The organism is Streptosporangium sp. NPDC023615 (assembly GCF_040640155.1).
In the GTDB taxonomy this organism is placed as follows: domain Bacteria; phylum Actinomycetota; class Actinomycetes; order Streptosporangiales; family Streptosporangiaceae; genus Streptosporangium.
Window position 1 is genome coordinate 1 of record NZ_JBFABE010000089.1, and the last position, 25,502, is coordinate 25,502.

29 protein-coding genes and 1 pseudogene are annotated in these 25,502 nt (G+C 75.8%); 9 read left to right on the forward strand and 21 right to left on the reverse strand.

Translation table 11 applies throughout. The features are described 5' to 3' along the window. Window positions 1-242 precede the first annotated feature (242 nt). Both AB0G16_RS35290 and AB0G16_RS35295 read right to left on the reverse strand, forming a co-directional pair. On the reverse strand, window positions 243-1,016 hold the full coding sequence (locus AB0G16_RS35290) for a hypothetical protein (RefSeq protein WP_362814864.1): 774 nt from the start codon (window positions 1,014-1,016) through the stop codon (window positions 243-245). Between the two features lie 72 nt (window positions 1,017-1,088). Beyond that, the gene (locus tag AB0G16_RS35295; protein ID WP_362814866.1) at window positions 1,089-1,592 is read right to left on the reverse strand and encodes a helix-turn-helix domain-containing protein; all 504 of its coding nucleotides are present in this window, start codon (window positions 1,590-1,592) and stop codon (window positions 1,089-1,091) included. A 3-nt stretch (window positions 1,593-1,595) separates the two neighbouring features. Between AB0G16_RS35295 and AB0G16_RS35300 the strand changes: the two genes are divergently transcribed. From AB0G16_RS35300 to AB0G16_RS35310, 3 genes are all read left to right on the forward strand, one after another. Next, a complete protein-coding gene (locus tag AB0G16_RS35300; protein WP_362814868.1) occupies window positions 1,596-2,540 on the forward strand; it encodes an NADP-dependent oxidoreductase in 945 nt (314 codons plus the stop codon). Window positions 2,541-2,802: 262 nt separating this feature from the next. Further along, window positions 2,803-2,973 (forward strand): hypothetical protein, encoded by a 171-nt coding sequence (locus AB0G16_RS35305; RefSeq protein ID WP_362814870.1) that lies wholly within the window; start codon window positions 2,803-2,805, stop codon window positions 2,971-2,973. A gap of 390 nt (window positions 2,974-3,363) precedes the next feature. Next, a complete protein-coding gene (locus AB0G16_RS35310; protein WP_362814872.1) occupies window positions 3,364-3,726 on the forward strand; it encodes a hypothetical protein in 363 nt (120 codons plus the stop codon). A 97-nt stretch (window positions 3,727-3,823) separates the two neighbouring features. Here AB0G16_RS35310 and AB0G16_RS35315 read toward each other — a convergent pair whose 3' ends face one another. Genes AB0G16_RS35315 through dhaK form a run of 3 tightly spaced genes read right to left on the reverse strand, consistent with a single transcriptional unit; the run spans window position 3,824 to window position 5,848 of the window. Continuing rightward, window positions 3,824-4,195, reverse strand: coding sequence for a phosphoenolpyruvate--protein phosphotransferase (locus tag AB0G16_RS35315; protein WP_362814874.1), 372 nt, complete (start codon window positions 4,193-4,195; stop codon window positions 3,824-3,826). After that, a complete protein-coding gene (gene dhaL, locus AB0G16_RS35320; protein WP_362814876.1) occupies window positions 4,189-4,854 on the reverse strand; it encodes a dihydroxyacetone kinase subunit DhaL in 666 nt (221 codons plus the stop codon). The genes AB0G16_RS35315 and dhaL overlap by 7 nt, the downstream gene beginning before the upstream one ends. A gap of 1 nt (window position 4,855) precedes the next feature. Then, window positions 4,856-5,848: a dihydroxyacetone kinase subunit DhaK gene (dhaK, locus tag AB0G16_RS35325; protein WP_362814878.1), complete on the reverse strand. Its 993-nt coding sequence runs from the start codon at window positions 5,846-5,848 to the stop codon at window positions 4,856-4,858. Between the two features lie 218 nt (window positions 5,849-6,066). Between dhaK and AB0G16_RS35330 the strand changes: the two genes are divergently transcribed. The 3 genes from AB0G16_RS35330 to AB0G16_RS35340 all read left to right on the forward strand — a co-directional run bounded on the left by AB0G16_RS35330 (window position 6,067) and on the right by AB0G16_RS35340 (window position 8,681). After that, on the forward strand, window positions 6,067-6,819 hold the full coding sequence (locus AB0G16_RS35330) for a lysophospholipid acyltransferase family protein (protein WP_362814880.1): 753 nt from the start codon (window positions 6,067-6,069) through the stop codon (window positions 6,817-6,819). A gap of 123 nt (window positions 6,820-6,942) precedes the next feature. After that, window positions 6,943-7,488: a hypothetical protein gene (locus AB0G16_RS35335; protein WP_362814882.1), complete on the forward strand. Its 546-nt coding sequence runs from the start codon at window positions 6,943-6,945 to the stop codon at window positions 7,486-7,488. Between the two features lie 380 nt (window positions 7,489-7,868). Then, entirely contained in the window at window positions 7,869-8,681 is an 813-nt protein-coding gene (locus AB0G16_RS35340; protein ID WP_362814884.1) for a hypothetical protein, read from the forward strand. Window positions 8,682-8,935: 254 nt separating this feature from the next. Here the strand turns inward: AB0G16_RS35340 and AB0G16_RS35345 are convergent, their stop codons facing one another. From AB0G16_RS35345 to AB0G16_RS35370, 6 genes are all read right to left on the reverse strand, one after another. Next, window positions 8,936-9,709 carry a Clp protease N-terminal domain-containing protein gene (locus AB0G16_RS35345; protein WP_362814886.1) on the reverse strand — a complete coding sequence of 258 codons (774 nt, stop codon included), beginning with the start codon at window positions 9,707-9,709 and terminating at the stop codon, window positions 8,936-8,938. Continuing rightward, a complete protein-coding gene (locus tag AB0G16_RS35350; RefSeq protein ID WP_362814888.1) occupies window positions 9,709-9,921 on the reverse strand; it encodes a helix-turn-helix domain-containing protein in 213 nt (70 codons plus the stop codon). The genes AB0G16_RS35345 and AB0G16_RS35350 overlap by 1 nt, the downstream gene beginning before the upstream one ends. A gap of 105 nt (window positions 9,922-10,026) precedes the next feature. Then, the gene (locus AB0G16_RS35355) at window positions 10,027-10,713 is read right to left on the reverse strand and encodes a hypothetical protein (RefSeq protein ID WP_362814890.1); all 687 of its coding nucleotides are present in this window, start codon (window positions 10,711-10,713) and stop codon (window positions 10,027-10,029) included. Further along, complete coding sequence (locus AB0G16_RS35360) at window positions 10,710-11,276, reverse strand: RNA polymerase sigma factor (protein ID WP_362814892.1); 567 nt, start codon at window positions 11,274-11,276, stop codon at window positions 10,710-10,712. The genes AB0G16_RS35355 and AB0G16_RS35360 overlap by 4 nt, the downstream gene beginning before the upstream one ends. 210 nt (window positions 11,277-11,486) lie before the next feature. Then, the gene (locus tag AB0G16_RS35365; RefSeq protein WP_362814894.1) at window positions 11,487-12,146 is read right to left on the reverse strand and encodes a response regulator transcription factor; all 660 of its coding nucleotides are present in this window, start codon (window positions 12,144-12,146) and stop codon (window positions 11,487-11,489) included. Between the two features lie 5 nt (window positions 12,147-12,151). Further along, window positions 12,152-13,093 carry a histidine kinase gene (locus AB0G16_RS35370; protein WP_362814896.1) on the reverse strand — a complete coding sequence of 314 codons (942 nt, stop codon included), beginning with the start codon at window positions 13,091-13,093 and terminating at the stop codon, window positions 12,152-12,154. Between the two features lie 147 nt (window positions 13,094-13,240). On the opposite strand from AB0G16_RS35370, the gene AB0G16_RS35375 reads away from it, so the two are divergent. Continuing rightward, window positions 13,241-13,510 carry a hypothetical protein gene (locus AB0G16_RS35375; RefSeq protein WP_362814898.1) on the forward strand — a complete coding sequence of 90 codons (270 nt, stop codon included), beginning with the start codon at window positions 13,241-13,243 and terminating at the stop codon, window positions 13,508-13,510. 172 nt (window positions 13,511-13,682) lie between these two features. Here the strand turns inward: AB0G16_RS35375 and AB0G16_RS35380 are convergent, their stop codons facing one another. From AB0G16_RS35380 to AB0G16_RS35425, 10 genes are all read right to left on the reverse strand, one after another. Then, window positions 13,683-14,642 (reverse strand): glycosyltransferase, encoded by a 960-nt coding sequence (locus AB0G16_RS35380; RefSeq protein WP_362814900.1) that lies wholly within the window; start codon window positions 14,640-14,642, stop codon window positions 13,683-13,685. Then, entirely contained in the window at window positions 14,633-15,715 is a 1,083-nt protein-coding gene (locus tag AB0G16_RS35385; RefSeq protein ID WP_362814918.1) for a UDP-glucuronic acid decarboxylase family protein, read from the reverse strand. The genes AB0G16_RS35380 and AB0G16_RS35385 overlap by 10 nt, the downstream gene beginning before the upstream one ends. Continuing rightward, window positions 15,715-16,614 carry a glycosyltransferase family 9 protein gene (locus AB0G16_RS35390; protein ID WP_362814902.1) on the reverse strand — a complete coding sequence of 300 codons (900 nt, stop codon included), beginning with the start codon at window positions 16,612-16,614 and terminating at the stop codon, window positions 15,715-15,717. Before AB0G16_RS35390 ends, AB0G16_RS35385 begins: the two co-directional genes overlap by 1 nt. Next, complete coding sequence (locus tag AB0G16_RS35395) at window positions 16,605-17,285, reverse strand: SDR family oxidoreductase (protein WP_362814904.1); 681 nt, start codon at window positions 17,283-17,285, stop codon at window positions 16,605-16,607. The genes AB0G16_RS35390 and AB0G16_RS35395 overlap by 10 nt, the downstream gene beginning before the upstream one ends. Before the next feature lie 39 nt (window positions 17,286-17,324). Further along, a complete protein-coding gene (locus tag AB0G16_RS35400; protein WP_362814906.1) occupies window positions 17,325-18,881 on the reverse strand; it encodes a PfkB family carbohydrate kinase in 1,557 nt (518 codons plus the stop codon). Then, entirely contained in the window at window positions 18,878-19,429 is a 552-nt protein-coding gene (locus AB0G16_RS35405; RefSeq protein WP_362814908.1) for an SIS domain-containing protein, read from the reverse strand. Before AB0G16_RS35405 ends, AB0G16_RS35400 begins: the two co-directional genes overlap by 4 nt. A gap of 2 nt (window positions 19,430-19,431) precedes the next feature. After that, entirely contained in the window at window positions 19,432-20,631 is a 1,200-nt protein-coding gene (locus tag AB0G16_RS35410; protein ID WP_362814910.1) for a glycosyltransferase, read from the reverse strand. Then, on the reverse strand, window positions 20,628-21,662 hold the full coding sequence (locus AB0G16_RS35415; RefSeq protein WP_362814920.1) for a glycosyltransferase family 9 protein: 1,035 nt from the start codon (window positions 21,660-21,662) through the stop codon (window positions 20,628-20,630). Before AB0G16_RS35415 ends, AB0G16_RS35410 begins: the two co-directional genes overlap by 4 nt. A 158-nt stretch (window positions 21,663-21,820) precedes the next feature. Next, window positions 21,821-22,936, reverse strand: a complete 1,116-nt coding sequence (locus tag AB0G16_RS35420; protein WP_362814912.1) for a glycosyltransferase — start codon at window positions 22,934-22,936, stop codon at window positions 21,821-21,823. Window positions 22,937-23,028: 92 nt separating this feature from the next. Then, window positions 23,029-24,669, reverse strand: coding sequence for a carbamoyltransferase C-terminal domain-containing protein (locus AB0G16_RS35425; protein WP_362814914.1), 1,641 nt, complete (start codon window positions 24,667-24,669; stop codon window positions 23,029-23,031). 109 nt (window positions 24,670-24,778) lie between these two features. On the opposite strand from AB0G16_RS35425, the gene AB0G16_RS35430 reads away from it, so the two are divergent. Together AB0G16_RS35430 and AB0G16_RS35435 are read left to right on the forward strand one after the other, a co-directional pair. Then, window positions 24,779-25,318, forward strand: coding sequence for an HAD-IIIA family hydrolase (locus tag AB0G16_RS35430; RefSeq protein WP_362814916.1), 540 nt, complete (start codon window positions 24,779-24,781; stop codon window positions 25,316-25,318). Then, window positions 25,315-25,502, forward strand: a pseudogene (locus AB0G16_RS35435) (glycosyltransferase family 1 protein); the annotation flags it as partial. The gene AB0G16_RS35430 and the pseudogene AB0G16_RS35435, both read left to right, overlap by 4 nt.

Below are 25,502 nucleotides of genomic sequence, written 5' to 3' on the forward strand. Positions count from 1 at the left end.
GGCGATGGTGCGGCTGGCCGAGCTCATGACCGCCGGCACGCCCGTCGAGCCGGACGCGCCCTCAGCCTGCCCGAGCGGCGCTACCTGCGATCGCGCGCCGGGGACGACGGTCCGGCCTCCGGGCTGGACGGGGGCGGGGAAGGGGCGGGCGGGTCCGGAGGGTGAGGGACGCCCGCCGGGGAACGGGAGGCGTGCGAGGCGCCGCCCACGCGTCGCGGTGACGGGCCGCCGGTGAAAGAAGCTCAGGCGACCTTCGAGGAGGGGGCCCTCCAGGTGTTGCACGCGCCCGGACCCTGTGCCCGGTAGCCCCGCTCGAACCAGTGGAGGCGGTTGGCGGGCTTGCCGTACCACTTGAACCTGCCGTACTCCTTCGGCGTCTCGGCGGTAAGGAGGGGCTTCCAGTTCCCGGCCGAGCGTCCAAGAGCCTTCAGGGAGGCCCCGCCCAGGCAGTCGGCCTGCAGGTAGAAGCGGTGCATCTGCTCCACGCCGCCGTCGGCCTCGTCCTTGACCGGCAACGCCCAGAAGGCCCTGCCGATGCCCGCCTGTCCCTGGACGACCCCGGCGTAGGCGCGCGTGACCTCGACGAGGATCGCCTGGTCGGAGGTGGCCTTGATCCAGTCGGAGCCGAGCTGCACCTGGACGGAGCCGCAACTGGCGGCGAAGGAGCCGGACACCTGAAGGCCGCTGTAGCACAGGCCCTTCTCGGCCTTGGCCTCGATTCTCACCTCGACCGGCTGGAAGTCCTTGACGGTCTTGCGCCAGACGGAGTTCAGGCAGCCGACGACCTTGTGGAGGTATCTCGTCGTGGAGGCCTTGCTGGTGCCCTTGGCCGCCTTGCAGGAGACCGAGGGGAGACGGCCCTGCTTGTAGAGCGGGTTGTGGGTCAGTTCGGGGGCGCCGACGATGGGACCGGCGGACGCGGTGGTCGCGGTGGCCGTGCCGGTGAACGAAGCGGTCGTACCGGCGAGGAGGAGGGCGAGAACCCCGGCAGTGGTCGCCACTGCGCGAATCATCATGAGACGCGATCATAGGGGCGGCGTGAACGCCGTATCCCGCCCGATACCAGTCACCTCGTCCGGCCCCGGCGGTCAGGGGCGGGACGTGACCTCCGGCGGATCCTGCCTCCCGGCCGTGTCGTAGAGGTCGCGGGCGTGGTGGACGGCCTCGATGTGGGTCTCCGCCCAGGTCTTGATGGCCCGCTGGATCGGGAGCAGGCTGTGGCCCAGCGCGGTGAGCTCGTAGTCGACGCGCGGCGGGATCGAGGCGGTGACGGTGCGGCCGACCAGGCCGTCGCGTTCGAGCTTGCGCAGGGTCTGGGTGAGCATCTTCTGGGTGGCCCCGGCGACGATCCGCGCGAGCTCGCCGTGCCGGAGCGGCCCGTCGGCCAGCGCGTCGACGATCAATGTCACCCACTTGTCGCTCAGCGTCGCGAGCACCTCGTGCCCGGGACACTCGGTGAGGTTGGCGTTGTACTCCTGCCGCGTGATCTCGCGTTTCTGCGCGGCGCTCAGGGTCACGGTGGGTTCCTCCGGGTACTCCAGGCACTCGAAAGTACCTTCTTCTTGGGCGAACCATCGTTGCCTAGCGTTCATTCCGTGAAGAACTCCATGCATTCGATCGTCGTCCGCAGGCCCGGTGGCCCCGAGGTCCTCGAACTGGCCGAGGGCCCGCTTCCCGAGCCCGGACCGGGACAGGCGCTGGTGAGGGTCGAGGCGTCCTCGCTCAACCCGATCGACCTGTCCGCCCGCGCGGGACGCCTCGTCCAGGCCGGCCTGATGCCGCCGATGCCGCGGTTCGGGCTGGGCTGGGACGTCGCCGGGCGGATCGACGTCACCGGGCCCGGCGCCACCCGCTTCCAGATCGGGGACGCGGTGGTCGGGCTGCGGGACCTGCTGTTCGCCGGCGGCGCGCACGCCGAGTACGTGGTGCTGGACGAGACGGCCCTGGCGCCCGCCCCGGCGTCGGTCCCGCTCGCGGACGCGGCCACCCTCCCGCTGAACGCGCTGACCGCGGACCGCGCCCTCGCCCTGACCGGCCTGGAGCCGGGCCGTACGCTCCTGGTCACCGGCGCCTCCGGTGGCGTCGGCGGCTTCGCGCTCCAGCTCGCGGCGCGGCGCGGGCTGCGGACGGTCGCCCTCGCCCGGCCGCACGACGCCGACCGGGTCCGCGCCCTGGGCGCCGACGAGGTCGTCACCTCCGCCGACGACCTCGGTCCCGCGGTGCGCGAGATCGTCCCCGGCGGCGTGGACGCGGTGATCGACGCCGCGATCCTGGGGATCACGGCGCACCAGGCGCTGCGCGGCGGCGGCGTCTTCGTCGCGCTGGTCGCCCCCTTCGCGCCGCCCCCGATCCGCGGCACCCGCGTCGTCGTCCAGGAGGTCCTCGCCGACGGCGAACGGCTCGCCGAGCTGGCGCGGTACGTCGACGACGGCGTCCTCACCCTCCGCGTCGCGCACACGTTCCCGCTCGACCGGTCGCGCGAGGCGCACGAGCTGCTGGAGAAGGGCGGCGTCGGCGGCCGCATCGTCCTCACGCCCTGACCGGCGGGCCGTACGGGCCACGGGGCGGGGGCAGGGCGGAGGCGGGGCGGGGGCGGGGCCGCGGGGCGGCGCACGGGCCACGGGGGCGGGCCGGTGGAGCGTGGGCCACGGGCCCGGGCGGAACGCCTCTCGCGAGGACCTGCCGGCCGGTCCCGGTGAAGTCCTGCCCACGTCATGATTCGGATATGACGGACGACCAGGTGAAACCTGCCCGAAAGGGGAATGCTCCCAGGCACCCATAGCCGAACCAAGGAGGTCCGCCGTGGTGTGGGTCCTGGTGCTTATGCTGGGGGCGATCGTCCTCGGGGTGATCGCCGTGGTGGTCAAGGCCCTGAAGTGGCTGCTGATCATCGCCGCCGTCATGTTCGTCGCCGGGCTGGTGGTCGGCTGGGCGCAGCGGCACAAGAGGAGCGGTCGAGACGGTCTCGCCTGACCGGCCATGTCCCCGCTCCGTCCACCGGCCCGACCTGTCGTCCCGGCCGGGCGCAGCGGGTGAGCACACCGAGCGCGCATCGAGCGCACCGGCCGGGCGTGCCGGGCCGCGTCGGGCGCACCGGCGGGGGCGCGCCGGGCGCGTCCCGGGTCCGAGGCCTCTGAGCGGTGAGGACTCCACTTTTGCGGATCGACGGCGAGGCCCGTCGTACGGCACCATTATGTGACGCATGACGGCAATGTCCTCTCCGGCGATCGGTGCGGCCGATCGGCGGGCCACGCATCGCGGCGTGGCCCTCCGCCGGGGGGACGGCCCGATCCACGCGTGGACACACCTCATGACGACCACGGCCTCACCGCATACCCTCACAGCCCTTCTGAAAGGCCCCCTATGAGCGATCTCAACGCACTTCTCGCCCAGCGCGCCGAGCTGGACCGCCAGATCGAGGAACTCCAGTCCGGCGACCTCAAGGAGCGCGAGAACACGCTCGGCGGAATCCTGACGGCCACCGCCGAGTGGGCGACCTCGCGCGGCCACGAGGCGCTGCGCAGGGAGCTCAAGAACTGGGAGTACGTCACCTTCGCCGGCATCGAGGTCGGCGTCGGCCACGACGGCGGCGAGCGCTGGGGGCTGCCGCTGAACTCGGTGACCGTGATGGACTCCGTCAGCGGGACCGACGTGGGGTTCGGCACCACGCCCCCGCCGACCCAGGCCGTCCTGGGCCTGCTGGAGGGGCTGCTGGCCAACCGCTAGCCTCCCGCCGGACCGTTCCGGCCCACTCGCCGGGACGGCCGCCGCTCCCGTACGGCCCGGTGCCCCCGACCTCCGCGGAGACGGGGGCGCCGGGCCCTCACAGTTTGCGGAAGGTCCTGGCCTCCTCGGCCGCCGCGAGCACCTCGGGCAGGGAGGCGCCCGCGCCGGCGGACACGACGGCCGAGATCGCCCCCTCCACGAACGGCACGTCGGCGATCACCACCCGCTCGTCCGCGAAGAGCCGGGCGGTGAGGACCGAGCTGCCCAGGTCCGGGATGAGGATCACCCCGTCCCCCCGGTCGGCCTTCTCGATCGCCGCCGCCACCAGGTCGGGGGCGGTGCCGAGACCGCCGTCCTCGGTGCCTCCGGCGGCGGCCAGCGGGACCTCGGCGCCGCCGATCTGCGAGGCCAGCAGCGCGACCTCGGCGGCCAGCGGGCCGCTGTGCGAGATGAGGACGATGCCTACCATCGGGTCGCCACCGCGTGCAGGGCGGCCAGGATGAGCGCGGTGGAGGCGGCGCCCGGGTCCTCGTGGCCCACGCTGCGGGCCCCGAGATAGCTGGCCCGCCCCTTGCGCGCCTGGAGCGGGACCGTCGCCTCGGCCCCGGCGCGGGCCGCCGACGCCGCGGCGCCGATCGCCCCCGCCGCCTCGGCCCGGCCGGCCGGGGCGCCGCCGTCCCGTACGGCCTCCTCCAGTGCGCGCAGGGCCGGGGCGAGGGCGTCCACCATGGTCTTGTCCCCCTCGGCGGCCGAGCCCAGCGCCCGTACCCCGGCGAGCCCGGCCTCCAGGGCGGCGTGCAGCCGCGCGAGGGACACCTCGGCGTCGTCCCCCAGCGCCTTGCCCGTCTCCCGGAAGAACGTGCCGTACAGCGGGCCGGACGCCCCGCCGACCTTGCGGATCAGCGTGGTGCCCACCAGCGTCAGCAGCGCCCCGGGGGTGGCCGGCTCGGCCGTGCCCAGCGCGTGGGCGACCGCGGTGAAACCACGGTCGAGGTTGGACCCGTGGTCGGCGTCGCCGATGGCCGCGTCCAGCGCGGTCAGCCGCTCCCTGTCGGAGGAGACGGCCCTGGCGGCCTCCTCGATCCAGGAGGCGAAGAAGGCGGCGTCCATCTCGGGGCCGGTGTCCATCTCAGCGGCCCCAGCGCAGGGCGGGGGTCTCCACGGGAGCGTCCCACAGGCCGGTGAGCTCGTCGTTCAGGCGGCAGACGCTGATCGAGAAGCCCTGCATGTCGAGACTGGTGACGTAGTTGCCGACCAGGCACCGCGCCGCCCGCGCGCCCCTGCCCGCCAGGTGGTCGGCGACGGCGGCGTAGGCGACGTACAGCTCGATCAGCGGCGTGCCGCCCATGCCGTTCACCATGACCAGCAGGTCGCCCGACAGAGGCAGGTCCTCGTGGAGGGCGTCCATCGCCAGGTCGACCAGCTCGCGGGCGGGGCGCAGGGCCGAACGCGTCCGGCCGGGCTCGCCGTGGATGCCGATGCCCAGCTCCACCTCGGTGTCGGAGAGCTCGAAGGTGGGCCTGCCCGCCGCCGGGGTGGTGCAGGAGCTCAGCGCGATCCCGAAGGAACGGCTGCGGGCGTTGACCTCCCTGGCCACCCGGGCGACCTCGGGCAGCGGCGCCCCGGTCTCGGCCAGGGCCCCGGCGATCTTCTCGACGAACACGGTGGCGCCGGTACCCCTGCGCCCGGCCGTGTAGAGGGAGTCGCGCACGGCCACGTCGTCGTCGACGAGGACGCTCTCCACCCGCACCCCCTCCTCGGCGCTCAGCTCGGCCGCCATCCGGAAGTTCAGCACGTCGCCGGTGTAGTTCTTCACGATGTGCAGCACCCCCGCCCCGCCGTCGACCGCGGAGGTGGCCTCGATCATCTGGTCGGGGACGGGCGAGGTGAAGACCTCGCCCGCGCACGCCGCGTCGAGCATGCCGTACCCGACGAACCCGGCGTGCAACGGCTCGTGCCCCGCCCCGCCGCCGGACACCAGCCCCACCTTGCCGGTACGCGGGCCCGAGGCCCGGAACACGATCTGGTTGTCCACGTCCACCCGGAGCCCCGGATGGGCCGCCGCGACACCGCGCAGCGCGTCCGGAACGACCGTCCCGGCGTCGTTGATGAGCTTCTTCACGGTTCCCAACCTCGCCCCGTTCGCGCGCGATGGCAAGGACCGGCCGCGCGATGCCCGGGATCGGCCGCGTGACGGCGGCCGTGCCGAGGTGGCTGGAGGAGGCGTTCCGGGGACCCTGAGGAGGGCGCCGGGAGGGAGCCGCGCTGGACCCTCGCGGGGAGCGACGGGAGGCGCCGACGGGAATCCGGGTCCGGGAGGAGCTGAGGTACGGTTCAGCCATGGCTGAGATCGTGTACCCCCCGGTCGTCGGGGCGGCGTTGACCGTGTTCCGCGCGCTGGACCTGAAGATCGGTATCCAAGGCGCCGAGCACATCCCGCGTACCGGCGGGGCCGTGCTGGTCAGCAACCACATCAGCTACCTCGACTTCATCTTCGCCGGCCTGGCCGCGCGCCCGGCCGGGCGCCTGGTGCGCTTCATGGCGAAGAAGGAGGTCTTCGACCACCGGATCTCCGGCCCGCTGATGCGCGGCATGCACCACATCCCGGTCGACCGCGCGGCCGGGGCCGCCGCGTTCGGCGCGGCGCTGAAGGCGCTCCGGGGCGGCGAGGTCGTCGGCGTGTTCGCCGAGGCCACGATCAGCCGCTCCTTCACGGTCAAGGAGATCAAGAACGGCGCGGTCCGGATGGCCGTCGGCGCCAAGGTGCCGATGATCCCGGTCTCGCTGTGGGGCACCCAGCGGCTGTGGACCAAGGGCCGTCCCCGGAACCTGCTCCAGCGGCACGTGCCGATCACGATCGTGATCGGCGAGCCCATGCACCCCAAGCGGGGGGACGACTACGGGGCCGTCACCGCCGACCTGCACGGGCGGATGAGCGAGATGCTCGACCGGGCGCAGCGCGGCTACCCGGAGATCCCGCAGGGTGTCTGGTGGCAGCCCCGCCACCTCGGCGGCACCGCGCCCACCCCCGAGGAGGCCGCCGAGCTCGACGCCGCCGAGGCCGAGGAGAGGGCGAAGCGTCACGGGTCCTGACGCCCCGCCTGACGTCCGGCGCGGCTGACGTCCGGCGCGGCTGACGTCCGGCCCGGTTGGTGTCCGGGGCGGCCTCAAGTGCCGGACAGGTCGTTCACAAGTGGGACGTCCCATCCTGTCCCCATGAGCGATGCGTTCGACACCCTGACAAGCGTTCTCCAGCCGGCGCCCGAGCCCGGCCGTACGCCCGGCCGGATCGGCATGGCGATCCTGATGGTCCTCTGGGCGGGCCTGGCGGCACTGTGCTTCGTCGTCGCGGTGCCGGGGTGGAAGCTCGCCACGGGCGCCGCCGGCACCCCCGGCACCCTCACGGTCCTGTCGTGCGAGGACCTCGGGCAGGGGCGCCACGACTGCCGGGGCCGCTTCACGCCCGACGGCGGCGGCGGCGCCGTCGCGGTCGACGCCTCGCCCGACTCCGGCGCCGGCGACGTCAGGCGGGCCAGGCTCGCCCCCGAGGGCGACCGCGCGGTGCCGACCGGCACCGCCGGCGTCCTGGCCGCGCTGACCATGCCGTTCCTCGGCGTCGGTGTGACGGCCTTCCTGCCGTACGTGCTCCTGTACGTCTTCGGGGTGCGGCGCGGCCGGCGGGGCGCGGTGATCCTCGGTTCGGTCCTGACGGCCGTCTCGCTCGTGGGCGTCGTCGCCGGGCTGTTCGCCGCCTCCGCCTGACCGGCCGTCCGGGAGGAGGCGCCGCGGGGGTGTGCCGCAAAGGCGTGGGAAGCGCGGTTCCGCGGCGCGGATTCGAATTCGTGAAAGTCGCCGGTGAGCTGCGAGAAGATCACCTGACAGGGGTCTCCCACAGATTTCATCCGCATGTGTCCGGAGAAAGCGGGAAGTCTCCTCCGCGCCCTTCGACGGAGGATCGCAGCCGGGCACGTGGTCCTCCGTCCCGGTGGCGGGCGCACGCACCCTCGCGCCGTACCGCCGCCGGTCTCGGATCGAGCCAGCTGGAGGACAAGGTGACGCGAACGAACCCGGACAGGTCAGACGAGATCCCGTCGAGCGGATCGAGCGGATCGAGCGGGCCGCGCCGGCGCGTCTCACGCCCCGTGATCTTCGGCGCCGCCCTGGCGCTGGCGGCGTCGAGCGGGGTGGCGGTGTCCGCGTCGGCGTCGGCATCACCCCCGCCCGTCCCCGGGACGTCGGACACGCCGACCCCCACCCCGTCGGTGACGTCGAGCGAGACGGCCGCCCCCACCGAGCCACCCGCCCCCACCGTGACGGTGACCCAGACCGTGGAACCGTCGCCCAGCCCCGACCCCACCGTCAAGCCGGTGCCCCGCGTACCGCCGCTGGCCTTCCCCAGCACGCTGCACGGCGAGTTCGTCCTGCCGGGCGACGACGGCTGCGGCTTCACGGTGTTCGCCCAGACCGGCCAGGCCGTCGCCCTGGCCGAGGACTCGATCACCGTGCGCAGCCAGGACGGCTTCGAGAAGGCGTACGCGATGACCGACTCCACCCGGACCCTCGCGGGCCGGCGCGGCAACGAGGTGAAGCAGGGCGACTGGGTGACGCTGACCGCGACGAACGTGGGCGAGACGGCGACGGCCGCCTACGTCTTCGACCTGACGCGTCCCAAGAGGAACTTCTGGCGCGGTGACAGCTGGTGGTCCTACAAGCCGTGGCGGCCGAGCAAGAAGTGGCGGGCCCCCAAGCCCTGTCCCACGCCGTCCGTCCCAGCCCCCACCCCCACCCCGACGCCCACCGACACCCTGCCGCCGCCCACCGAGACCCCGCTGCCGCCCACGGACTTCCCCACCCCCGAGCCGACCCCGACGGTGACGGACACCGCGCCGCCCCCGCAGACCCCCGTTCCCACCCTCACCCCCACTCCCACTCTCACCCCCACTCCGACCCCCTGACCCCGGCGACCCCCCACCGGGCGGTCACGCCGCGGATCGCGCAGGCTCGCGGAGCCGAAGCGGTCCCCGCGCTCGACGTGGTCCCCGCGCCACGGTGACCGGCTCAGGTCGCGGCCCCGGGTGAATTCGGAGGAGTCACCCGGGCCCGCCGCGTGTCGGCGGCGAGCGCGGCGAGGGCGAGGCGGCCCGGGACCAGCGGGGTGACGACGGGGAGGGACCGGGTTCCGGGGTCGTGACGAAGGGGGCGGGTGCCGTCAGCCGTCGATGAGCGCGGCGAGGGCGGGACCCGACGCCACGGCGCGCCCCGTGGTGTGCGCGTAGCGCCGGACGATGTCGCGGTGGCGGACCCGCCGGGCGAGCCGTCGCTCGACGCGCAGCGGGAGGGAACGCCGCGGAGGCGGGAACGCGGTGGCGAGGGCGGTCAGGAGCGCGTGCGCGTCGGTGCCGGTGGCCGCGAGCACCCGGGCCACGCCGGGGTCGAGCGCGACGAGCGCCAGCGCGAGGTGTTCCGGCCGGTGCTCGCGCTCCCGGCGGGCGAGCGCCAGCCGCAGCGACGCCTCGCAGGCCGCCTGGGCGTCCAGGCCCAGCGGCGGGTTCGTCCGGGCACACCGGCGCCGGGCCCCGGCCGCACCCAGCGGGAACAGCGGTTCGCGTGCGGGCGGGCGGTCCAGCGCCCTCGTCCCGGAGGCGCCGAGCAGCCGGTCGAGGTCGACGCCGAGCGCGGCCAGGGTGTCCCGGTCGGCCGCCGCGCCGGCTCCGGCGGGCGCCACCTCGCGGACGGCCTCACCGACGGTGTCCCACGTCGCGCCGTGCGCGGCCAGGACGGCGGCGACGCCGACACCGCCGACGCCGTAACCGGTCCGGTCGCCGACGCCGACGCCGACGCGGTCGCCGAGGTCGGTGTCACCGCCCCCGGTGAGGGCGAGCAGCAGGTGCTCGCTGCCCGTACGGGGATGTCCGAGGTCGCGCGCCAGCCTCAGGGCCAGGCCCAGCGTCCGGCGCAGTTCGGGATGGTCGCCTCTGAACATCAGTCCTCCTGGGAACGGTGATGTTTGCGGTGGACGGTCTGCTTGGTGACGCCGAGCCGGGCGGCGATGTCCTGCCAGGACCACCCCGCCCGGCGCGCCGCCGCCACGTGCTCGGCCTCCAGTTGCTCCACCAGCCGGCGCAGGCGGGCCACCGCGCGCAGCGCCGCGTCCGGATCGGTGCCGTGCACGGCCTGTTCGATATCGGTGCTCATGGACACGATGTCAGCATATGCTGACGCCCACCAAGGCGTCAACATATGCTGACGATGGCCGTCACGGTGCCCCCCGGCGCGTGCCCGCCCGCGCGGTGAGCGGGATCAGTGGCCGGGCGGCGGCGTGCCGTCACCGATGTCGAACGCCGTGGGGTCGTCGACGACCTGGCAGGGCGCGACCGGCCCCTCCGTCAGCCGGCCGGTGAACCCCCACGCGACCCCGGGGCGCTCCACGGTGGGTTCCACCGGGTTCTCCTGAACCTCGATCATCACGATCTGCCCGCGTTCGATGTGCCGTGGGTGGATGGTGATGCCGTTCTTCGGCCGGATCGCCCTGGCGGAGGGGAGATTCTCCATCCTTTTCCTGATCCTCGCCTGGACGACGGGGTCCTTGCTCGACAGGTCCTCCGCGCTCACATCGGCCTTGTCGCCCTTCACGAAGGGCGCGCGGGCGTTCCCGCAGCGCTTGCCGAGCGGCAGGTAGGTGATGTCGGCGCGCACGCCCAGCTCCGCCAGCTCCCTCTCGACCTGTTCCGGATCCCGGAACTCGTTGATCGTGAGGTTGATCGACCCGTCCGCGTTCTCCGTCAGCGCGTAGGCGGGGGTCGGTGATCCGATCGCCAGCGGCACGGCGACCGCCGTGGCCGCCGCGATCGTCGCGACCCCCGCTCCCGCCCAGGCGAACCGGCGACCGGCGAACCGGCCCGGGACCGGGGCGCGGCCCTGTTCCGCCCGCGCCGCGATCTCCGTCCTGAGCTCCGCGAGCAATCTCTCCTCGAACGTGTCGTTCATCTCGTTCCTTCCATGACGGGCGTGACGCCGGGAACCTGCTGGACGGACCGTCTGGCCCGGTGAAGCCTGACGCGGGCGGTGCCCTGCCGGATGCCGAGCACGGTGGCGGCCTCGGCGGGGGTGAGGCCGTCGACGGCCACCAGTTCCAGCAGGGCACGGTCCTTCTCCGGCAGCGCGGCCATCGCCTCAAGCGCCCGGCGGGCCGGGGACTCGGCGTCGATCCGCTCCTCCAGACGCGCCACGTCGTCGCTCTCGAGCAGCCGATGCCCCGAGATCCGGCCGGCCGCGCGCAGCTCGCGTGCCGAGCGCCGCCGCTCGGCCAGCAGCGTGTTGCGCGCCACCCCGTACAACCAGGCGGTCTCGCTGCCCCGGTCGGGCCGGTAGGTGTGCGCCGAGTCGAGCACGGCGAGGAACACCTCGGCCGTCAGGTCGGCCACGGTGTGCGGGTCCGGGATCCGCCTGGCCAGGAACCGGGTCACGGCGTCGAAGTGGCGCCTGTAGAAGACTTCGAATGCCTCGGGATCGCGGGCGATGCCCGCGGGTCCCGTCTGTCTGAGGCGCACCGGCGTCACTCCCTCTGTCGTACGTTCGGACACCCGTACTTGGACGAAGTACGACCGACCGTTACGCGAGGGGCCCGGGTTCGGAAGAGGACGCCGATGCAGGCCGTCGGCCCCCATGGCCCGAACGGCCGGCACGAACGACCGGCTCTGAGGTCACCGCTCGTGGACAGAGGGACGGCCACCGGTGCGGTCGGGTGCGGTCGGGTGCGGTCAGGTGCGGCCGGGGCGGGCGCGGAGCCTGCCCGTGCTCCAGGCCCAGGAGGCGATGCCGACGCGGTTGCGGACCTCCAGTTTGCGCTGGACGGCGGCGATGTGGTTCTTGACCGTGCCGGGGGACAGGAAGAGCTCGGTGGCGATCTCGGCGTTGGTCCTGCCCCGGGCCACCAGCAGGGCGACCTCGGTCTCGCGCTCGGTCAGCCCCGCGTCTCCTGGACCGGGCGGGGTCTCCTCGGGCGACAGGCCGGCCCGGTCCAGGAGATGTGGGGTGAGCTGCGGGCTGATGAGCACGTCGCCGTTCACGGCCGCCCGTACGGCCTCCACCAGCAGGGCCGGACCCGAGCGTTTCAGGACGAACCCGGCGGCGCCGTGGCCCAGCGCGGCGTACACGTACTCGTCCAGCCCGAACGTCGTGACGACGACGACGCGCACGCCGGTGCCGGCCAGGGCGCGGGTGACCTCGATGCCGTCGGCGCGAGGCATCCGGATGTCGGCGAGCACGACGTCGGGACGCAGGCGGCGGGCCGTCTCGACGGCGGTGACGCCGTCGGCGGCCTCGGCGACGACGGTCATGTCCGGCTGGGCGTCGAGGATCAGCCGGAAGGCGGTGCGGATGCCCTCCTGGTCGTCGGCGACGAGGATGCGGATCGGCATGTCGCTCATGGTGCCAGGGGGATGCGGGCCGCCAGCGACCACCCGCCGGGTACGGGGCCGGCGCGCAGCAGGCCGCCCAGCGACCCGAGATGGTCGGCCAGGACCGGCAGGCCGAACCCGCCGCGTCCGTCCTCACCCGGCCCGGCGACCCCGTCGTTGCGCACCGTGACCACGAGCGCGGCGGACTCCACCGTGACGGTGACGTCCACCAGGGTGGCGTCCGGGGCGTGGCGGCGCACGTTGGTCAGGGACTCCGACACGATCCGGAACGCGGTGGCGGCCGTCTCGCGCGGCACCCTCCCCTCCAGGTCCGGGTCCAGGTTCACCCGGACGCGTGCGCGTCCGGCCGCGGCGAACCGGCCGGCGAGCCCGGACAGCTCGGTCAGCCCCGGCAGCGGTGACGTGGTGGCGAGCTCGTCCCCGTGCAGCATGAGCACGGTCCGGTCCAGCGCCGACATGGCCCGCTGCCCGGCCCTCTCGATGCGTTCCAGGGCCGCGAGCGCCTGCCCGGGATCGCCCGGCCCGACCACCCGGCCGGCCTGCGCGTGCGCCACCATCTCGCTGATGTCGTGGGCCACGAAGTCGTGGAGGTCTCCCGCGAGCCGCAGGCGCGGGGCGGCGCGGTCGTCGGCCGTCGCGCGGGCCCGCCGGGCGTCCAGGGAGCGAAGGTAGGCTCCCCAGCCCGCCGCGACCATCGTGCCGATCGACCAGAACGCGCAGGCCCCCACCCCTTCGAGCGGGGACGAGGGCGAGATGAACCGCAGCAGCCAGACCGCGGACGCCAGGCCCGCGAGCGCGCCGGCGACCGCCGCCCCCCGCACCGGGGACCATCGGACGGTCAGGCCGGCCAGCACCATGAGCGTCACGCTCTCGGCCAGCCCGGGCATGCCCGCGTCGTACGGCAGGGGATGCCCCGTCAGGCGGGCCGCGGTGACCGCCAGGGACACGGCCGCGGGGCGCGAGGGCCGCGAGGACCTGCCGAACGGCACATGGCCGGTGCCCGGCCCCCGGCGGGACGCTGGTCACATGACAACGATCACCGCGCCGGACCGGCGCGTTCACCGACCCCCCTGGCAGGGGTACGCGGCGGCCCTGTGGTCGCTCGGCTACGGAGCCCTCGGCCTGTCCTGGGCGCTCGGCGCGCCCGGATCCCCTGGGGGGCGTCCGATCCCGACCTCGACCGGGAACTGTCCGTCCTCGCCGGCGCCGTCCCGGACCCCGGCGGCTGGTGGATCGCCGCCTTCGGCGCGCTGGGCCTGCTCGTCTCGCTGGCCCTGACCCTGACGGGCGGGCGCGGCGCGACCGGCCGCGTGCCCCTGTTCCTGGCCTGGCCTGGCCCATGGTCGTGCTGCTGGTCCTGGTGATCCCCGACTCCAGGGTGATGATGGGCGTGGCCTACACCCCGCTGCTGCTGGCGGCGCCCCTGTTCGACCTGAGCCTGGGCGGCACCACCCTGGCCGACGCCTGGCCGTGGCCGGTGGTCAACCAGCTTCTCTGTGTCGCCGGCGGGCTGCTGCTGGCCGCCGCCGCCCTGGCCTACCACCTGCGCAGGCGCCCCGGGTGCCCCCACTGCGGTCGCGGCCCGGCCGTCGCGCCGGGATCAGGTGTGCTCCCGAAGCGGGTCGCGGGCGGCCTCGGCGAAGGCGAGGACACGGGCGGTGGCTGAGGGGCACCGCCGAGCCGCCGCCGAGCCGCCTCGACCGGCGGCGGCAGCCCGCGGCGGCCCGCCAGCGCCGCGGGCAGCCGCGCGGCGGCGCCACACAGACCTCGCCGGCCCTCGGGACCACCCCGCGCGGCGGCGAGCGCGGTACGCGCGACCACCGGCCACGGGCGTCGCAGCACCGCGGTGAGCACCGCGTTGCGGGCGGCGAGGATCCGCCTGCCCCGCGGGTCGCGCGAAGGGGAGGGGTGATGGTGGGCGACGACGTCCGGGACGTAGGCCAGTCCCCAGCCCGCCGCGGCCAGGTCCAGGGCCAGCCGCTCCTCCTCGCCGAAGAAGAAGACGACGTCGTCGAAGCCCCCGGCGGCGAGGTAGGCGTCCCGGCGCACCACCGCCCCGCACGCCAGGAACCCCAGGACGCTCGGCCCGGGAAGGTCCGGCTCGGAGCCCAGGGGGGCGGCGGCCATGGCCGCGCAGATCGGGTCGGGACGCTCCCGCGCGCCCACCAGCACGCGTCCCGCCAGCACCGCCAGGCGAGGGTGGGCGTCGAGCACGCCGGCGGCCCGGGTGAGCGCGCCCTTTGCCCACCAGGAGTCGTCGTCGGCGAAGGCCACGTAGGGGGTGCCGGCCAGCCGCACCCCGATGTTGCGGGCCGGAGCGCCGAGGTTGCGGCCCAGCTCGACGACCTCGACGTGCGGGAGATCCCGTCGTACGGCGGGCGCGGTGCCGTCGGACGAGCCGTTGTCGAGCAGGATGACGGGTCCCTCGTGGTGGGGCAGCGAGCGCTCCAGCTCCCGGCGCCGGTTCCGGCTGGCCACCACCACCGTCACCCGCACGATCGGGACCTCCCGACCGGCCGGGCCGGACCGTCGGCCTCGGTGCCGACGGTGCCGGTGGCGTCGGTGGCCCCCACGGCCCCCACGGCCCCCACGGCCCCCACGGCCCCCACGGCCCCCACGGCCCCGTCGGTGCCGCCGCGTTCCAGCTCGGCGCGGAACCACGCGATCGTGCGGCGCAGCCCCTCGGCGGCGTCGATCTCGGCGTGCCAGTCCAGCGACCGGGCTGCCAGCGTGGTGTCGGGCCTGCGCACCCGGGGGTCGTCGGCGGGACGCGGGACGTACTCGATCGGCGAGGCCGAGCCGGCCAGGTCGCGGATCGTCTCGGCCAGGGCGGTCATCGTCAGCTCGCCCGGGTTGCCGATGTTGACCGGTCCGGCGACGTCGCGGCGCGCCAGGGCGAGGATGCCCGTGACGGTGTCGTCGACGTAGCAGATGGAACGCGTCTGCCGGCCGTCCCCGGTGACCGTCATCGGCTCGGCGCGCAACGCCTGCCTGATGAACGTCGGGATCGCCCTGCCGTCGAACGGCCGCATCCGGGGCCCGTAGGTGTTGAAGATGCGCGCGATGCCGGTGTCGACGCCGTGGGAGTGCCGGTAGGCCACCGTCAGCGACTCGGCGAACCGCTTGGCCTCGTCGTAGACGCTCCGGGGGCCGACCGGATTGACGTTGCCCCAGTAGGTCTCGCGCTGGGGGTGTTCGAGCGGATCGCCGTAGACCTCGCTGGTCGAGGCCAGCACGAACCTGGCGCCCTTCTCCCTCGCCAGGTCCAGCAGGTGCAGCGTGCCCAGGCTGCCCACCTTCAGCGTCTCGATCGGGTAGGCCAGGTAGTCGGCGGGGGAGGCGGCGGAGGCCAGGTGCAGGACCATGCCCACCTCGCCCGGCACGTGCACGAAGCCCGTCACGTCGCACTCGACGAGCTGGAAGCCCGGACGCCCCAGCAGGTGGGAGACGTTGTCGGGCGAGCCGGTGAGGAAACTGTCCATGCAGACCACCTCGGCGCCACCGGCCAGCAGCCTCTCGCACAGATGGGACCCCAGGAATCCGGCGCCGCCGGCCACGACCGCTCTCATCATGCTCTCACCTTCAGCAGTTCCAGGGCCGCGTCGACGACCTCGGGTGTCTCGATCTCCAGCAGGCCGGGGTCCGGCGCCGCGGCGTGCGGGTCGCCGGTGCGGCCGGCCCACAGGGTCACGTGCGGGCCACCGACCGGCGGCCCCCACAGCGCGGGGGAGGTGGGGCCGAACAGCACCACCGAGGGCGTGCGGTACGCGGCGGCCAGGTGGGCCACGCCGGTGTCGCCGCAGACCACCAGCCTGGCGCCGCCGACCAGGTCGGCCAGCCCGGCCGGTCCTGTCCGCCCGGCCAGCACGCTCGCCGCGGGCAGGCCCGCGAGCCCGGCCACCTCGCGTGCCAGCGCGGTCTCCGCCGGGCCGCCGGTCACCACGACGTCGGCGCCGGTGCGGCGCAGCGCGGCCGCGACGAGCGCGAACCGCCCCGACGGCCACCTGCGCGCCGGCGAGGCCGCCCCCGGATGGACGACGACGGGGCCGCGCAGGTCCGAGGTCCCGAGGGACAGGTCGCCGGGGTCGGCGGGGAGGCCGTACCACTCCAGCAGGTCGCACCAGCGCCGTACCTCGTGGACGGCCTCGCGCCAGGGCGGGCCGCCGTCCACCTCGTGGCTCAGCAGCCTGCCGGGCCGGGTGCGGCGCAGCGCCCCGACGCTCCGCGGCCCCCTGCCGTGCAGGTTGACCGCGACGTCGGGCCCGTCGTACGGCACCGGGCCCGGCCCCGAGACGTCGACCAGATCGTCCACCGCCCCGGTGCGGGCCATCAGCTCGCGGTAGACGGCCGGCGCGGCCAGCGTGATCCGGCCGCCGGGGAAGGCGCGGCGCAGCGCCCGCAGCGCGGGAACCGCGGTGAGCAGGTCGCCGAGCCCGAGCCCGCGCAGCACCAGCACCTCTAGGGCCATGAGGGCTCCGTCGAAGGGCAGACGACGAGCTCGCGCACCTCGCAGCCGGGCGGCCGGCCGAGGGCGAAGACCACGGTGTCGGCGACGTCCTCCGGCCGGTTGAGCTCGGCGTCGGCGCCGGGCCGGTACTGCTCGGTCCTGTTGTCGAAGAAGGCGGTCCTCATCCCGCCGGGCACCAGCAGCGTCACCCCGACCGTGCCGGCCAGCTCGGCGGCGAGCGCCCGGGTGAAGCCGACCACGCCGAACTTGCTGGCGCAGTAGGCGGTGGCGTCGCTCACCGCGCGCACCCCCAGGGTGGAGGCCACGGTCACCACCCGGCCCCGCGCCTGGGTCAGGTACGGCAGCGCCGCCCGCACGACCGTCGCCGTGCCCAGCAGGTTCACCCTGATCACCCGTTCCCAGTCGTCGGGGGGCACCTCGGCCAGCGGCCCGCAGGCGTCGACGCCCGCGGCGGTCACCACGCCGTCCAGGCCCCCGGCGAGCGCGGCGAGCTCCCGTACGGCGCGTACGGTCCCCTCGGGGTCGGACAGGTCGGCCGTCACGTGGTCGAAGCCGTCGCCGGGGGCTCGCAGGTCGATGACGAGCGGCCGCCCGCCCGCCTTGGCGACGGCCCTCGCGGTCGCCTGCCCCAGCCCGGACGCTCCTCCGGTGATCAGAGTGTTCCCCAGCATCGGTGTTCCCCTCTCGGCGTGCCGCCCGTGAGGCGGCGGTCAGGAGGCCGCCTGCGCGGCCGCGATCAGTCCGGTCGTCGAGCGGCCGGGGACACGGCTCAGCACGACCACCTCGGCGCCCAGCCGGTCGAGCACCGCCGTCTCCGGCAGTACGCGGCCGCCGTGGTCGCCGCCCTTCACCCACACTTCGGGCCGGAGCAGCTCGACGGCCGCACACGGGGTGTCCTCCTCGAACACGAGTACGGCGTCCACGCAGCCAAGGGCGCGCAGCACCTCGACCCGGTCGTGCAGGCCGACGACCGGCCTGCCGGGTCCCTTGAGCCGGCGCACCGAGGCGTCGGAGTTGACGCACACGACCAGCGCGTCACCCAGCGCGCGGGCCCTGCGCAGCAGGCTGACGTGCCCGGCGTGCAGCAGGTCGAAGCAGCCGCCCGTGGCGATGAGGCGCCCGCCCCGCGCCCTGACCGCCTCGGCGGTCTCCAGCGCGTCGCGCGGGCCGTCACCCGCTCCCGTGGCGGCCGGTCCCGGCGGGGCGGCGGGAGCGGCCGGCGCGGCCCCGGCGCCGCCCCCGTCCGTGAGGACCGCCGCCCGGAGGACGGCCGGGCGGATCGGGGCCGTCCCGAGGCCGTTCCCGCCCGGGGCGGCGGGCGCCCGGGGGAGGACGGGCCGGATCGACGCGGCCCCGCCGTCGTTCACGAACCGCGCGGCCTCCCGCACCCCGGCCGCGACCGCGTCCCGTACCGCCGCGCCCTCGCGCAGCGCCAGCGCGGCGGCCCCGGCCAGCCGGTCGCCCGCGCCGCACGTGTCGTGCGTGCCGTGAGCGCCGCGGTCCCCGGGCGACAGGGCGGGCGAGCGGGCGGACGGGCGGGCGGGGGGCGGGGGAGCCGGCAGGTGCGAGCGGTGACCGTCCGCGCCGGCCAGGACCGCGCCCCGGGCGCCGAGCGTGACCGCCACGGCCTCGGCGCGGAGCGCCGCCACCAGGTGGCGGGCGACCTCCCCGGGGTCGCCGGACGGCCGCCCGCACAGCGCGGCGGCCTCCGTCTCGTTCGGTGTCACCAGCGTGCACCCCGGCGGCGGCGGCGCCCCGCGGGGGTGGGGGTCCCACACGACCGGCACGCCGAGGGCGCCGAGGTCCCCGAGCAGGTCCCGCACCGCGTCCGCGACGCCCCTGCCGTAGTCGGAGACCAGCACCGCCCCGGCCCCGCGCAGGACGCGGGCCGCCGTCCCCGGCCGGTCCGCCGGTGCCGTGCCGTCGCCGGTGTCGAGCCGCACCAGCGTCCGGCCGCGCACCCGGACCCTGGTCTTGCGGACCGTCGTGCCGCGCAGCGGCGACCTCACCACGCCGAGGTGCGGGGTCAGCAGTCCGGCCAGCACCCGGCCGGAGTGGTCGTCGGCCAGCGCGGTGACGAGGACGACCTCGGCGCCGGAGCGGGCGGCCAGGAGGGCCGCCAGGCCGGCGCCACCAGGCCGCAGGTGCTCGGCGCCGACGTCGACGACCGGTACGGGCGCGTCCGGGCACAGGCGTGTCGTCTCGCCCTCGACGTCCACGTCGAGCACCGTGTCGCCGACCACGACCAGCGGCCCGGCGCGCCTCACGTGAGGGCCTCCTCGGTCGCGGAGCAGAGCATGTGGATCAGGACGAGGTGGACCTCCTGGACGGTCGAGGTGTCGGGCGAGGGCACGGCGACGGCCTCGTCGCTCAGCGCGGCCAGCGCGTTGGGCGCCGGGCCCGTCAGCGCCCACACGGCGAGCCCGGCCTGCTGCGCGGCCCTGGCCGCCGCCAGCACGTTCGGGCTGGTGCCGCTGCACGACAGGGCGACCAGCACGTCCCCGGGACGGCCGTGGGCGCGCACCTGGCGGGCGTAGACCTCCTCGATCCCGAAGTCGTTGGCGATGGCGGTCACCGAGGAGCCGTCGGCGTGCAGCGGTATCGCCGCGAAGGGGCGGCGGTCCTTCCTGAACCTGCCGACCAGCTCGGCCGTCAGGTGCTGGGCCTCGGCCGCCGACCCGCCGTTGCCGCAGGCCAGGAGCCTTCCACCGTTCTCCAGGACGGTGGCCAGCTTCATGCCCCAGGCGTGGATCAGGGAGCATTTCCCGTCCATCCTCGCCAGGGTCCCGGTCAGGTCGGCCAGATGTGCGTTCATGGTCAGCCCCCCGATACCGCGAGCCGGCCCCGGCGCGCCGCGACGGCGGCGCGGTAGACCGCCTCGGTCCGCCCGGCCACGGACGGCCAGCCGTAGCTCTCCCTGGTCCTGCGGACACCCGCCTCGCCCATGGCCCGCCGCCGCCCGGGGGAGGCGAACAGGTCGCGCAGCGCCCCGGCCAGGGCCGCCGGGTCGCGCGGCGGCACCAGCAGCCCGCAGCCGGCGACCGTGTCGAGGTGCCCGCCGACCGCCGAGGCGACCACGGGGACACCGCAGGCCATCGCCTCCAGCGGCACCATGCCGAACGGCTCGTACCAGGGCACGCTCACCACCACGTCGGCCGAGCGCATCAGCGCCGGGACCTCCTCGCGGCCGACGCTGCCGACGAGACGGACCCGGCCGGACAGGCCCCGCGCCGCGGCCAGGGAGCGCAGCCGCAGCCACTCCTCGTCGCCCGGGGAACCACCGGCGATCACCAGTTCCACCCCGGGCACCTCCCCGGCCAGCTCCTTCAGGGCCGCGATCACGGTGTCGACCCCCTTGCGCGGTACCAGGCGGCCGATGCTGAGCACGCGGCAGGTCCCGGCTCGCCCGGTCACGGGCCGCGCGGGACGGAACCGGTCGAGGTCCACCCCGCACGGCACGACCGTCACCCCCTCCTCGGGCACGCCCATCGCGCGCAGTTCCGCCACCTCGTCGGCGCAGGTGGCGATCACCGCGTCCGCGCCGTGGCCGATCTCGCGTTCGGTCGCGATCCGCTCGGGCGGGCTGGTGTCGGCCGCCCCCTGCCAGCGCCGCTTGACCACGCCGAGCGCGTGGAAGGTCTGCGTCACCGGCACGTCGCGCGCCGCGCCGAGCGCGGCCACGCCGCTCATCCAGAAGTGCGCGTGCGCCACGTCCGGGGGCCGCGCGGCCCAGCGCCGGGCCAGATGGGCGGCGAACGCGGGCATGTGCCCGAGCAGCTCGTCCCTGGGCAGCGGGACGGCGGGTCCCGCCGGCACGTACTCCACGGTCGCCCCCGGCGCCAGGGACACCGACGGCGGCAGGTCCGGGTCGTGGCGGCGGGTGTGCACGACGACGTCGTGTCCCCGCCGGGCCAGCGCGACGGCCAGGGCGGCGACGTGGACGTTCTGCCCGCCCGCGTCGGTCCCTCCCACCGCCGCCATCGGATCGGCGTGCTCGGAGATCATTTCGATTCTCATGCGATCAGCTCCCTCACGGCCTCGACGACCTGCTCCGGGCCGACGGACGCCAGGCACGGATGGCCGGGCACCGGGCAGACGCGCGCCCGGGTGGCCCGGCAGGGCGCGCGCTGGTCGCCCAGCACGACGCACGGCACGCGGTAGGGCGCCCACCGCCCGGCGGGCACGACGGGGGAGAACAGGCTGACCACGGGCGTGCCGACCGCCGCCGCGAGGTGGGCGGGGCCGGTGTTGCCCGATACGAGGGCCGCCGCGCCCTCCAGCATCGCCGCGAGCCCGGCGAGCGTGCTGCGCCCCCCGAGGTCGAGACCGTCGCGTCCGGCCACGTACGCGGTCAGCTCCCGCTCGGCCGGGGCGCCGGTGACGACGACCCGGTGGCCGTCGCCGGCCAGTTCCGCGACCGCCCGCCTGTGCCGTTCGGCCGGCCAGGTCCTGGCGGGCACGGACGCCCCCGGGTGGACGACGACGTAGCCGGGCGGCCCGGTCAGGTGCGCGGTGGCGGGCAGCGGGCGCCGGACGGCGAGCGCCCCGTCGTCGCCGGGAGGCAGCGCGAAGCCCGCGGCCCCGGCGACGGCGAGCATCCGCTCGGCCTCGGGGACGTCGCGCTCCTCGTCCGGCCGCACCCGCACGTCGAGCAGCGAGCCGGGGAAGTCGTGGCTGATCGCCGTGATCCGCGCGACCCCCGCCAGGCGCAGCAGCAGCGCCAGCGGCAGCGCGCACTGGTGGAAGGAGGTCAGGATCAGCGCCGCGTCGGGGCGGGCGGCGGCGACCGGCTCCAGCAGCGTCCGGGCGTGGCCGGGCGTCATGGCCGGGGCGGCGGGATCGATCCAGGGGGTACGCCACTCGATCACCTCGTCCACCCCCGGCAGCAGGCCGGCGGCGGCGCTGCCGTGCGGACCGGCGAGGAAGGTGACGTGCGCGGCGGACGCGGCGACCGCCCTGACGGCCGGGCCGGACAGCAGGACGTCACCGGCGCTGTCGGTCCGGGCGACGAGCACCCGGCCCCCGTGCCCCGCCCGTGTCTCCCGCACGGTCCGTGTCTCCCGCACGGCTCGTTCCTCCCGCACGGTCCGTGTCTCCCGCGCGGCTCGTTCCTCCCGCGCGATCCGCCCCTCCCGCGCGATCCGCCCCTCCCGCGCGATCCGCCCCTCCCGCGCGTCCTGGCCGACCCCTCCGGCGACGGCGCCGCTCACCGGCGTGCCCTCAGCTCACCGCGTACGCGGTGCAGGCAGGCCGCGGGCGGGATGGCCACGCTGGTCACGAGCATGCGCCCGACCTCCCCCGCGGAGCGGGGACCGGGGGCGATGCGCGCCCAGGCGAACTCCGCGGTGAGCGCGGCCCACCCCAGCCCCGCCCAGGCCGCCCACCTGAGCGCGGTCCCCGGGCCGATCCACCCGTGCGCGGGCCCGGCCGTCCTCCCGCGCCTCCCGGCCGCCCGGCTGAGCGCACCCCCGGCCGTCCTCGCGCGCGCGGCCCCGGACGGCCCGGTCGCGCGCGTGCCGGGCCGCGCCGTACCGCCCCGCCCGCCCGCCCACGCCGCCGCCGCGAGCCCGGCCGCGGTCAGTCCCAGCGCGCTGGTCAGCGCGTGGCGGCGCAGGCGCCCCGGGGCGCCGCCGAGCCGCTTCCGCCAGTCGGGCCCGTGGACGCGCCGCATGAGGGCGTCGTCGGCGTTGCCGCGCTGGCGGCGCAGGCTGGCCAGGAAGCCGTCGTCCCGTACCGGATGGCGGGTGACCCTCTCCCCCCGCACCAGGCGGAAGCCCGCCCCGGACACGCGCAGGGCCAGGTCCGCGTCCTCGCGGTAGGCACGCGGGAAGCGCTCGTCGAACCCTCCGGCCCGCTCCAGGACCGAGCGGCGGTAGGCGATGTCGGCGGTGATCCACTCGGCCGCGGCCAGCCCGGCGGTGTCGCGCTCGGCGTCGGTGGGCCGCCGGTCCGCCGGGAGCGGCACCTCGATACGGCCCTGGCAGGCGGCCACGTCGGCGGGCAGGTCCGTGAGATCGGCCGGCAGCGCCCGAGCCCAGCCCGGCCCCGGGACCACGTCGTCGTCGAGGAAGACCACCCACTCGCCCCGCGAGGCGCGCCAGCCCGCGTTCCTGGCGGCGGCGGGCCCGCGCCCGCCCGAGCGGACGACGCGCGCGTGCCCGGGGACCCCGTCCGGCCCGCCCCGGTCCGGGCCGGGCGGCCGGTCGTCGACGACCACGACCTCCAGGTCCGGCGGGAGGGCGGCCAGCGTGGCGGCCAGGCTCGGCCGGCCGACCGTGGGCACCACGACGGTGATCACGGGGCCGGTCGCGGAGCCGGTCACGGGACCGGTCGTGGAGCCGGTAACGGGGCCGGTCACGGGGTCGGTCGCGGGGTCGGTAACGAGGCGGGTCACGGGGTCGGTCGCGGGGCGGGTCACGGGGCGAACACCTCCCCGCGCCGTACCAGGAACGGGCCGAGCGCCAGCACGTCCACCGGCGAGGAGCCGAAACACTCCAGCGCGTCGCGCGGGTCGTCGACCATGGGCCGCCCGGCGGTGTTGAGACTGGTGTTGACCACCACGGGAAGGCCGGTGCGCGCCTCGAACTCGCCCAGCATCCGGGCCAGCAGCGGCTCCCGCCGTTCCGAGACCGTCTGCGCCCGCGCCGTCCCGTCCACGTGCACCACCGCGGGGATCCGCTCCCGCCAGGACGGCTCCACGTCGTGCACGAACAACATGTACGGCGAGCACGCCGGCCCCCGGGAGAAGATCTCCGCGGCGCGCGAGGCCAGCACCATCGGCGCGATCGGCCGGAACCGCTCGCGGCCCTTGACGTCGTTCAGCCGCTCGGTGTTGCGCGCGTACCCGGGATGGGCCAGCAGCGAGCGCCGCCCCAGGGCCCGGGGGCCGTACTCGGCGCGCCCCTGGAACCAGGCCACGATCCGGTCGGCGGCCAGCTCGGCCGCGACCGCCGCGGCCAGGTCGCGCGGCCGGGTGTACGGCACGCGCGCCACGTCCAGCCACGCGGCCAGCTCCTCCTCGCTCCAGCCCCGCCCCAGGTCGGCGCCGGGCATCGGCGCCGTGACCTCGCCGTGCGCCCTGGCCAGGTGCAGCGCGCCGCCGAGCGCGGTGCCCGAGTCGCCCGCCGCGGGCTGGACCCACACCTCCTCGAACGGGCCCTGCGACAGCAGCCGGGTGTTGGCGACGCAGTTGAGCGCGACGCCCCCGGCGAGCGTCAGGTACCGGTCGCCGGTGCGGCCGTGCAGCCAGGCCGCCAGCTCCAGAAGCACCTCCTCCAGCCGGGCCTGCACGCTGGCGGCCAGGTCGGCGTGGTCGGCGGACCAGGGCTCCCCGTCCGACAGGGCCTTGGCGTAGCCGCCCCAGTCGACCGGCTCCACCCTGAAGCCGCCGTCGCCCGTCGTGACGATCAGCTCGCGCAGCGCGGCCAGGTGGCGGGGCGTGCCGTAGGAGGCCAGCGCCATCACCTTGTACTCGTCGCAGGAGCGCAGGAACCCCAGGTGCTCGGTGACCTCCTCGTACATCAGCCCGAGCGAGTGCGGCAGCTCCTGGGCGGCCAGCACGGTCAGCTCGCCGTCGCGGTAGTGCCCCGCCAGGTGCGACACGGCCTCGCCCCGGCCGTCGCACACCAGCACCGCGCAGTCCCGGTACGGCGAGGCCAGCCCCGCCGACGCGGCGTGCGCCACGTGGTGGGGGACGTAGGAGACCCGCGCCGGGTCGAGGCCGGGCAGCGCGGTGGCCAGGAACGCCGGGGCCCGCCGGGCGTAGGTCGTGCGCAGGTCCTCCCACCGGGCGTCGAGCCCCGCCTGGCCCGGCCGTACCAGGTCGGGGTCGTAGGAGTAGGCGACGGCGTCCAGGTCCTCCGGGCGCAGGCCCGCCTGGCGCAGGCACCAGGCGGCCGCCCGCTCGGGAAGCTCCCACGCCGAGAACGGCACCGGCCTCTTGCCGTGCTTGCGGCGGCTGAAGCGCTCCTCCTCGGCGGCGGCCACGACCTCACCGTCGACCACGAGGGCCGCGGCGGGATCGTGGAAGATCGCGTTGATGCCCAGAAACCTCATCGCTCTCCCCTTCCAAAGACGTCTCGCGTACCGGCCGTCGTGACGAACGAGGAGGTCAGAGCCTCGCCGTGGTCGTTTGGGCCGATCGGGGACCGGGTAGCCGCAGCTCATGCACCACATCCGGCCACCGGCCGCCGTCCTGTTCGACCGGGACGGGACACTGATCAGGAACGTGCCCTACAACGCCGACCCCGGCCTGGTCGAGCCGGTGCCGGGGGCGCGGGAGGCGCTGGAACGGCTGCGCCGCGCGGGGGTGCCCACGGGAGTGGTCACCAACCAGTCGGGCGTCGCCCGGGGACTGATCACGCCCGAGCAGCTCGACCGGGTCAACGCGGAGGTCGAGCGGCTGCTGGGGCCGTTCGGCACGTGGGCGGTCTGCGCGCACGACGACGGCGACCGCTGCGCGTGCCGCAAACCCGCCCCCGGCCTGGTGCTGCGGGCCGCCGCGGCGCTCGGCGCCGACCCGCGCGACTGCGTCGTGATCGGCGACATCGGCGGCGACATGGAGGCCGCCGCCACCGCGGGCGCGCGCGGCATCCTGGTGCCGACCCCCGGGACGCTGGCCGCCGAGGTCGCCGCCGCGCCCGAGGTGGCCGCCGACCTCGCCGAGGCCGTCGTCCTGGCGCTGGGCGGGCGGGCACGACGATGAGGATCATGCTCTGGCACGTCCACGGCTCGTGGACCACGGCGTTCGTCCACGGCCGCCACGACTACGTCGTGCCGCTCGTGCCCGGCAGGGGCCCCGACGGGCGCGGCAGGGCGCGGACGTTCGCCTGGCCCGAGGCCGTGCGCGAGGTCGGCTGGGACGCGCTGCGCCACGAGCCCCTGGACGT

Excerpts from the sequence above, each read along its gene's own strand:
- AB0G16_RS35290 (WP_362814864.1), bottom strand. The coding sequence starts at position 1,016 with ATGATGATTCGCGCAGTGGCGACCACTGCCGGGGTTCTCGCCCTCCTC.
- AB0G16_RS35295 (WP_362814866.1), bottom strand. The coding sequence starts at position 1,592 with ATGAACGCTAGGCAACGATGGTTCGCCCAAGAAGAAGGTACTTTCGAG.
- AB0G16_RS35310 (WP_362814872.1), top strand. The coding sequence starts at position 3,364 with ATGAGCGATCTCAACGCACTTCTCGCCCAGCGCGCCGAGCTGGACCGC.
- AB0G16_RS35315 (WP_362814874.1), bottom strand. The coding sequence starts at position 4,195 with ATGGTAGGCATCGTCCTCATCTCGCACAGCGGCCCGCTGGCCGCCGAG.
- dhaL (WP_362814876.1), bottom strand. The coding sequence starts at position 4,854 with ATGGACACCGGCCCCGAGATGGACGCCGCCTTCTTCGCCTCCTGGATC.
- AB0G16_RS35330 (WP_362814880.1), top strand. The coding sequence starts at position 6,067 with ATGGCTGAGATCGTGTACCCCCCGGTCGTCGGGGCGGCGTTGACCGTG.
- AB0G16_RS35335 (WP_362814882.1), top strand. The coding sequence starts at position 6,943 with ATGAGCGATGCGTTCGACACCCTGACAAGCGTTCTCCAGCCGGCGCCC.
- AB0G16_RS35345 (WP_362814886.1), bottom strand. The coding sequence starts at position 9,709 with ATGTTCAGAGGCGACCATCCCGAACTGCGCCGGACGCTGGGCCTGGCC.
- AB0G16_RS35350 (WP_362814888.1), bottom strand. The coding sequence starts at position 9,921 with ATGAGCACCGATATCGAACAGGCCGTGCACGGCACCGATCCGGACGCG.
- AB0G16_RS35355 (WP_362814890.1), bottom strand. The coding sequence starts at position 10,713 with ATGAACGACACGTTCGAGGAGAGATTGCTCGCGGAGCTCAGGACGGAG.
- AB0G16_RS35365 (WP_362814894.1), bottom strand. The coding sequence starts at position 12,146 with ATGCCGATCCGCATCCTCGTCGCCGACGACCAGGAGGGCATCCGCACC.
- AB0G16_RS35385 (WP_362814918.1), bottom strand. The coding sequence starts at position 15,715 with ATGAGAGCGGTCGTGGCCGGCGGCGCCGGATTCCTGGGGTCCCATCTG.
- AB0G16_RS35390 (WP_362814902.1), bottom strand. The coding sequence starts at position 16,614 with ATGGCCCTAGAGGTGCTGGTGCTGCGCGGGCTCGGGCTCGGCGACCTG.
- AB0G16_RS35395 (WP_362814904.1), bottom strand. The coding sequence starts at position 17,285 with ATGCTGGGGAACACTCTGATCACCGGAGGAGCGTCCGGGCTGGGGCAG.
- AB0G16_RS35405 (WP_362814908.1), bottom strand. The coding sequence starts at position 19,429 with ATGAACGCACATCTGGCCGACCTGACCGGGACCCTGGCGAGGATGGAC.
- AB0G16_RS35410 (WP_362814910.1), bottom strand. The coding sequence starts at position 20,631 with ATGAGAATCGAAATGATCTCCGAGCACGCCGATCCGATGGCGGCGGTG.
- AB0G16_RS35425 (WP_362814914.1), bottom strand. The coding sequence starts at position 24,669 with ATGAGGTTTCTGGGCATCAACGCGATCTTCCACGATCCCGCCGCGGCC.
- AB0G16_RS35430 (WP_362814916.1), top strand. The coding sequence starts at position 24,779 with ATGCACCACATCCGGCCACCGGCCGCCGTCCTGTTCGACCGGGACGGG.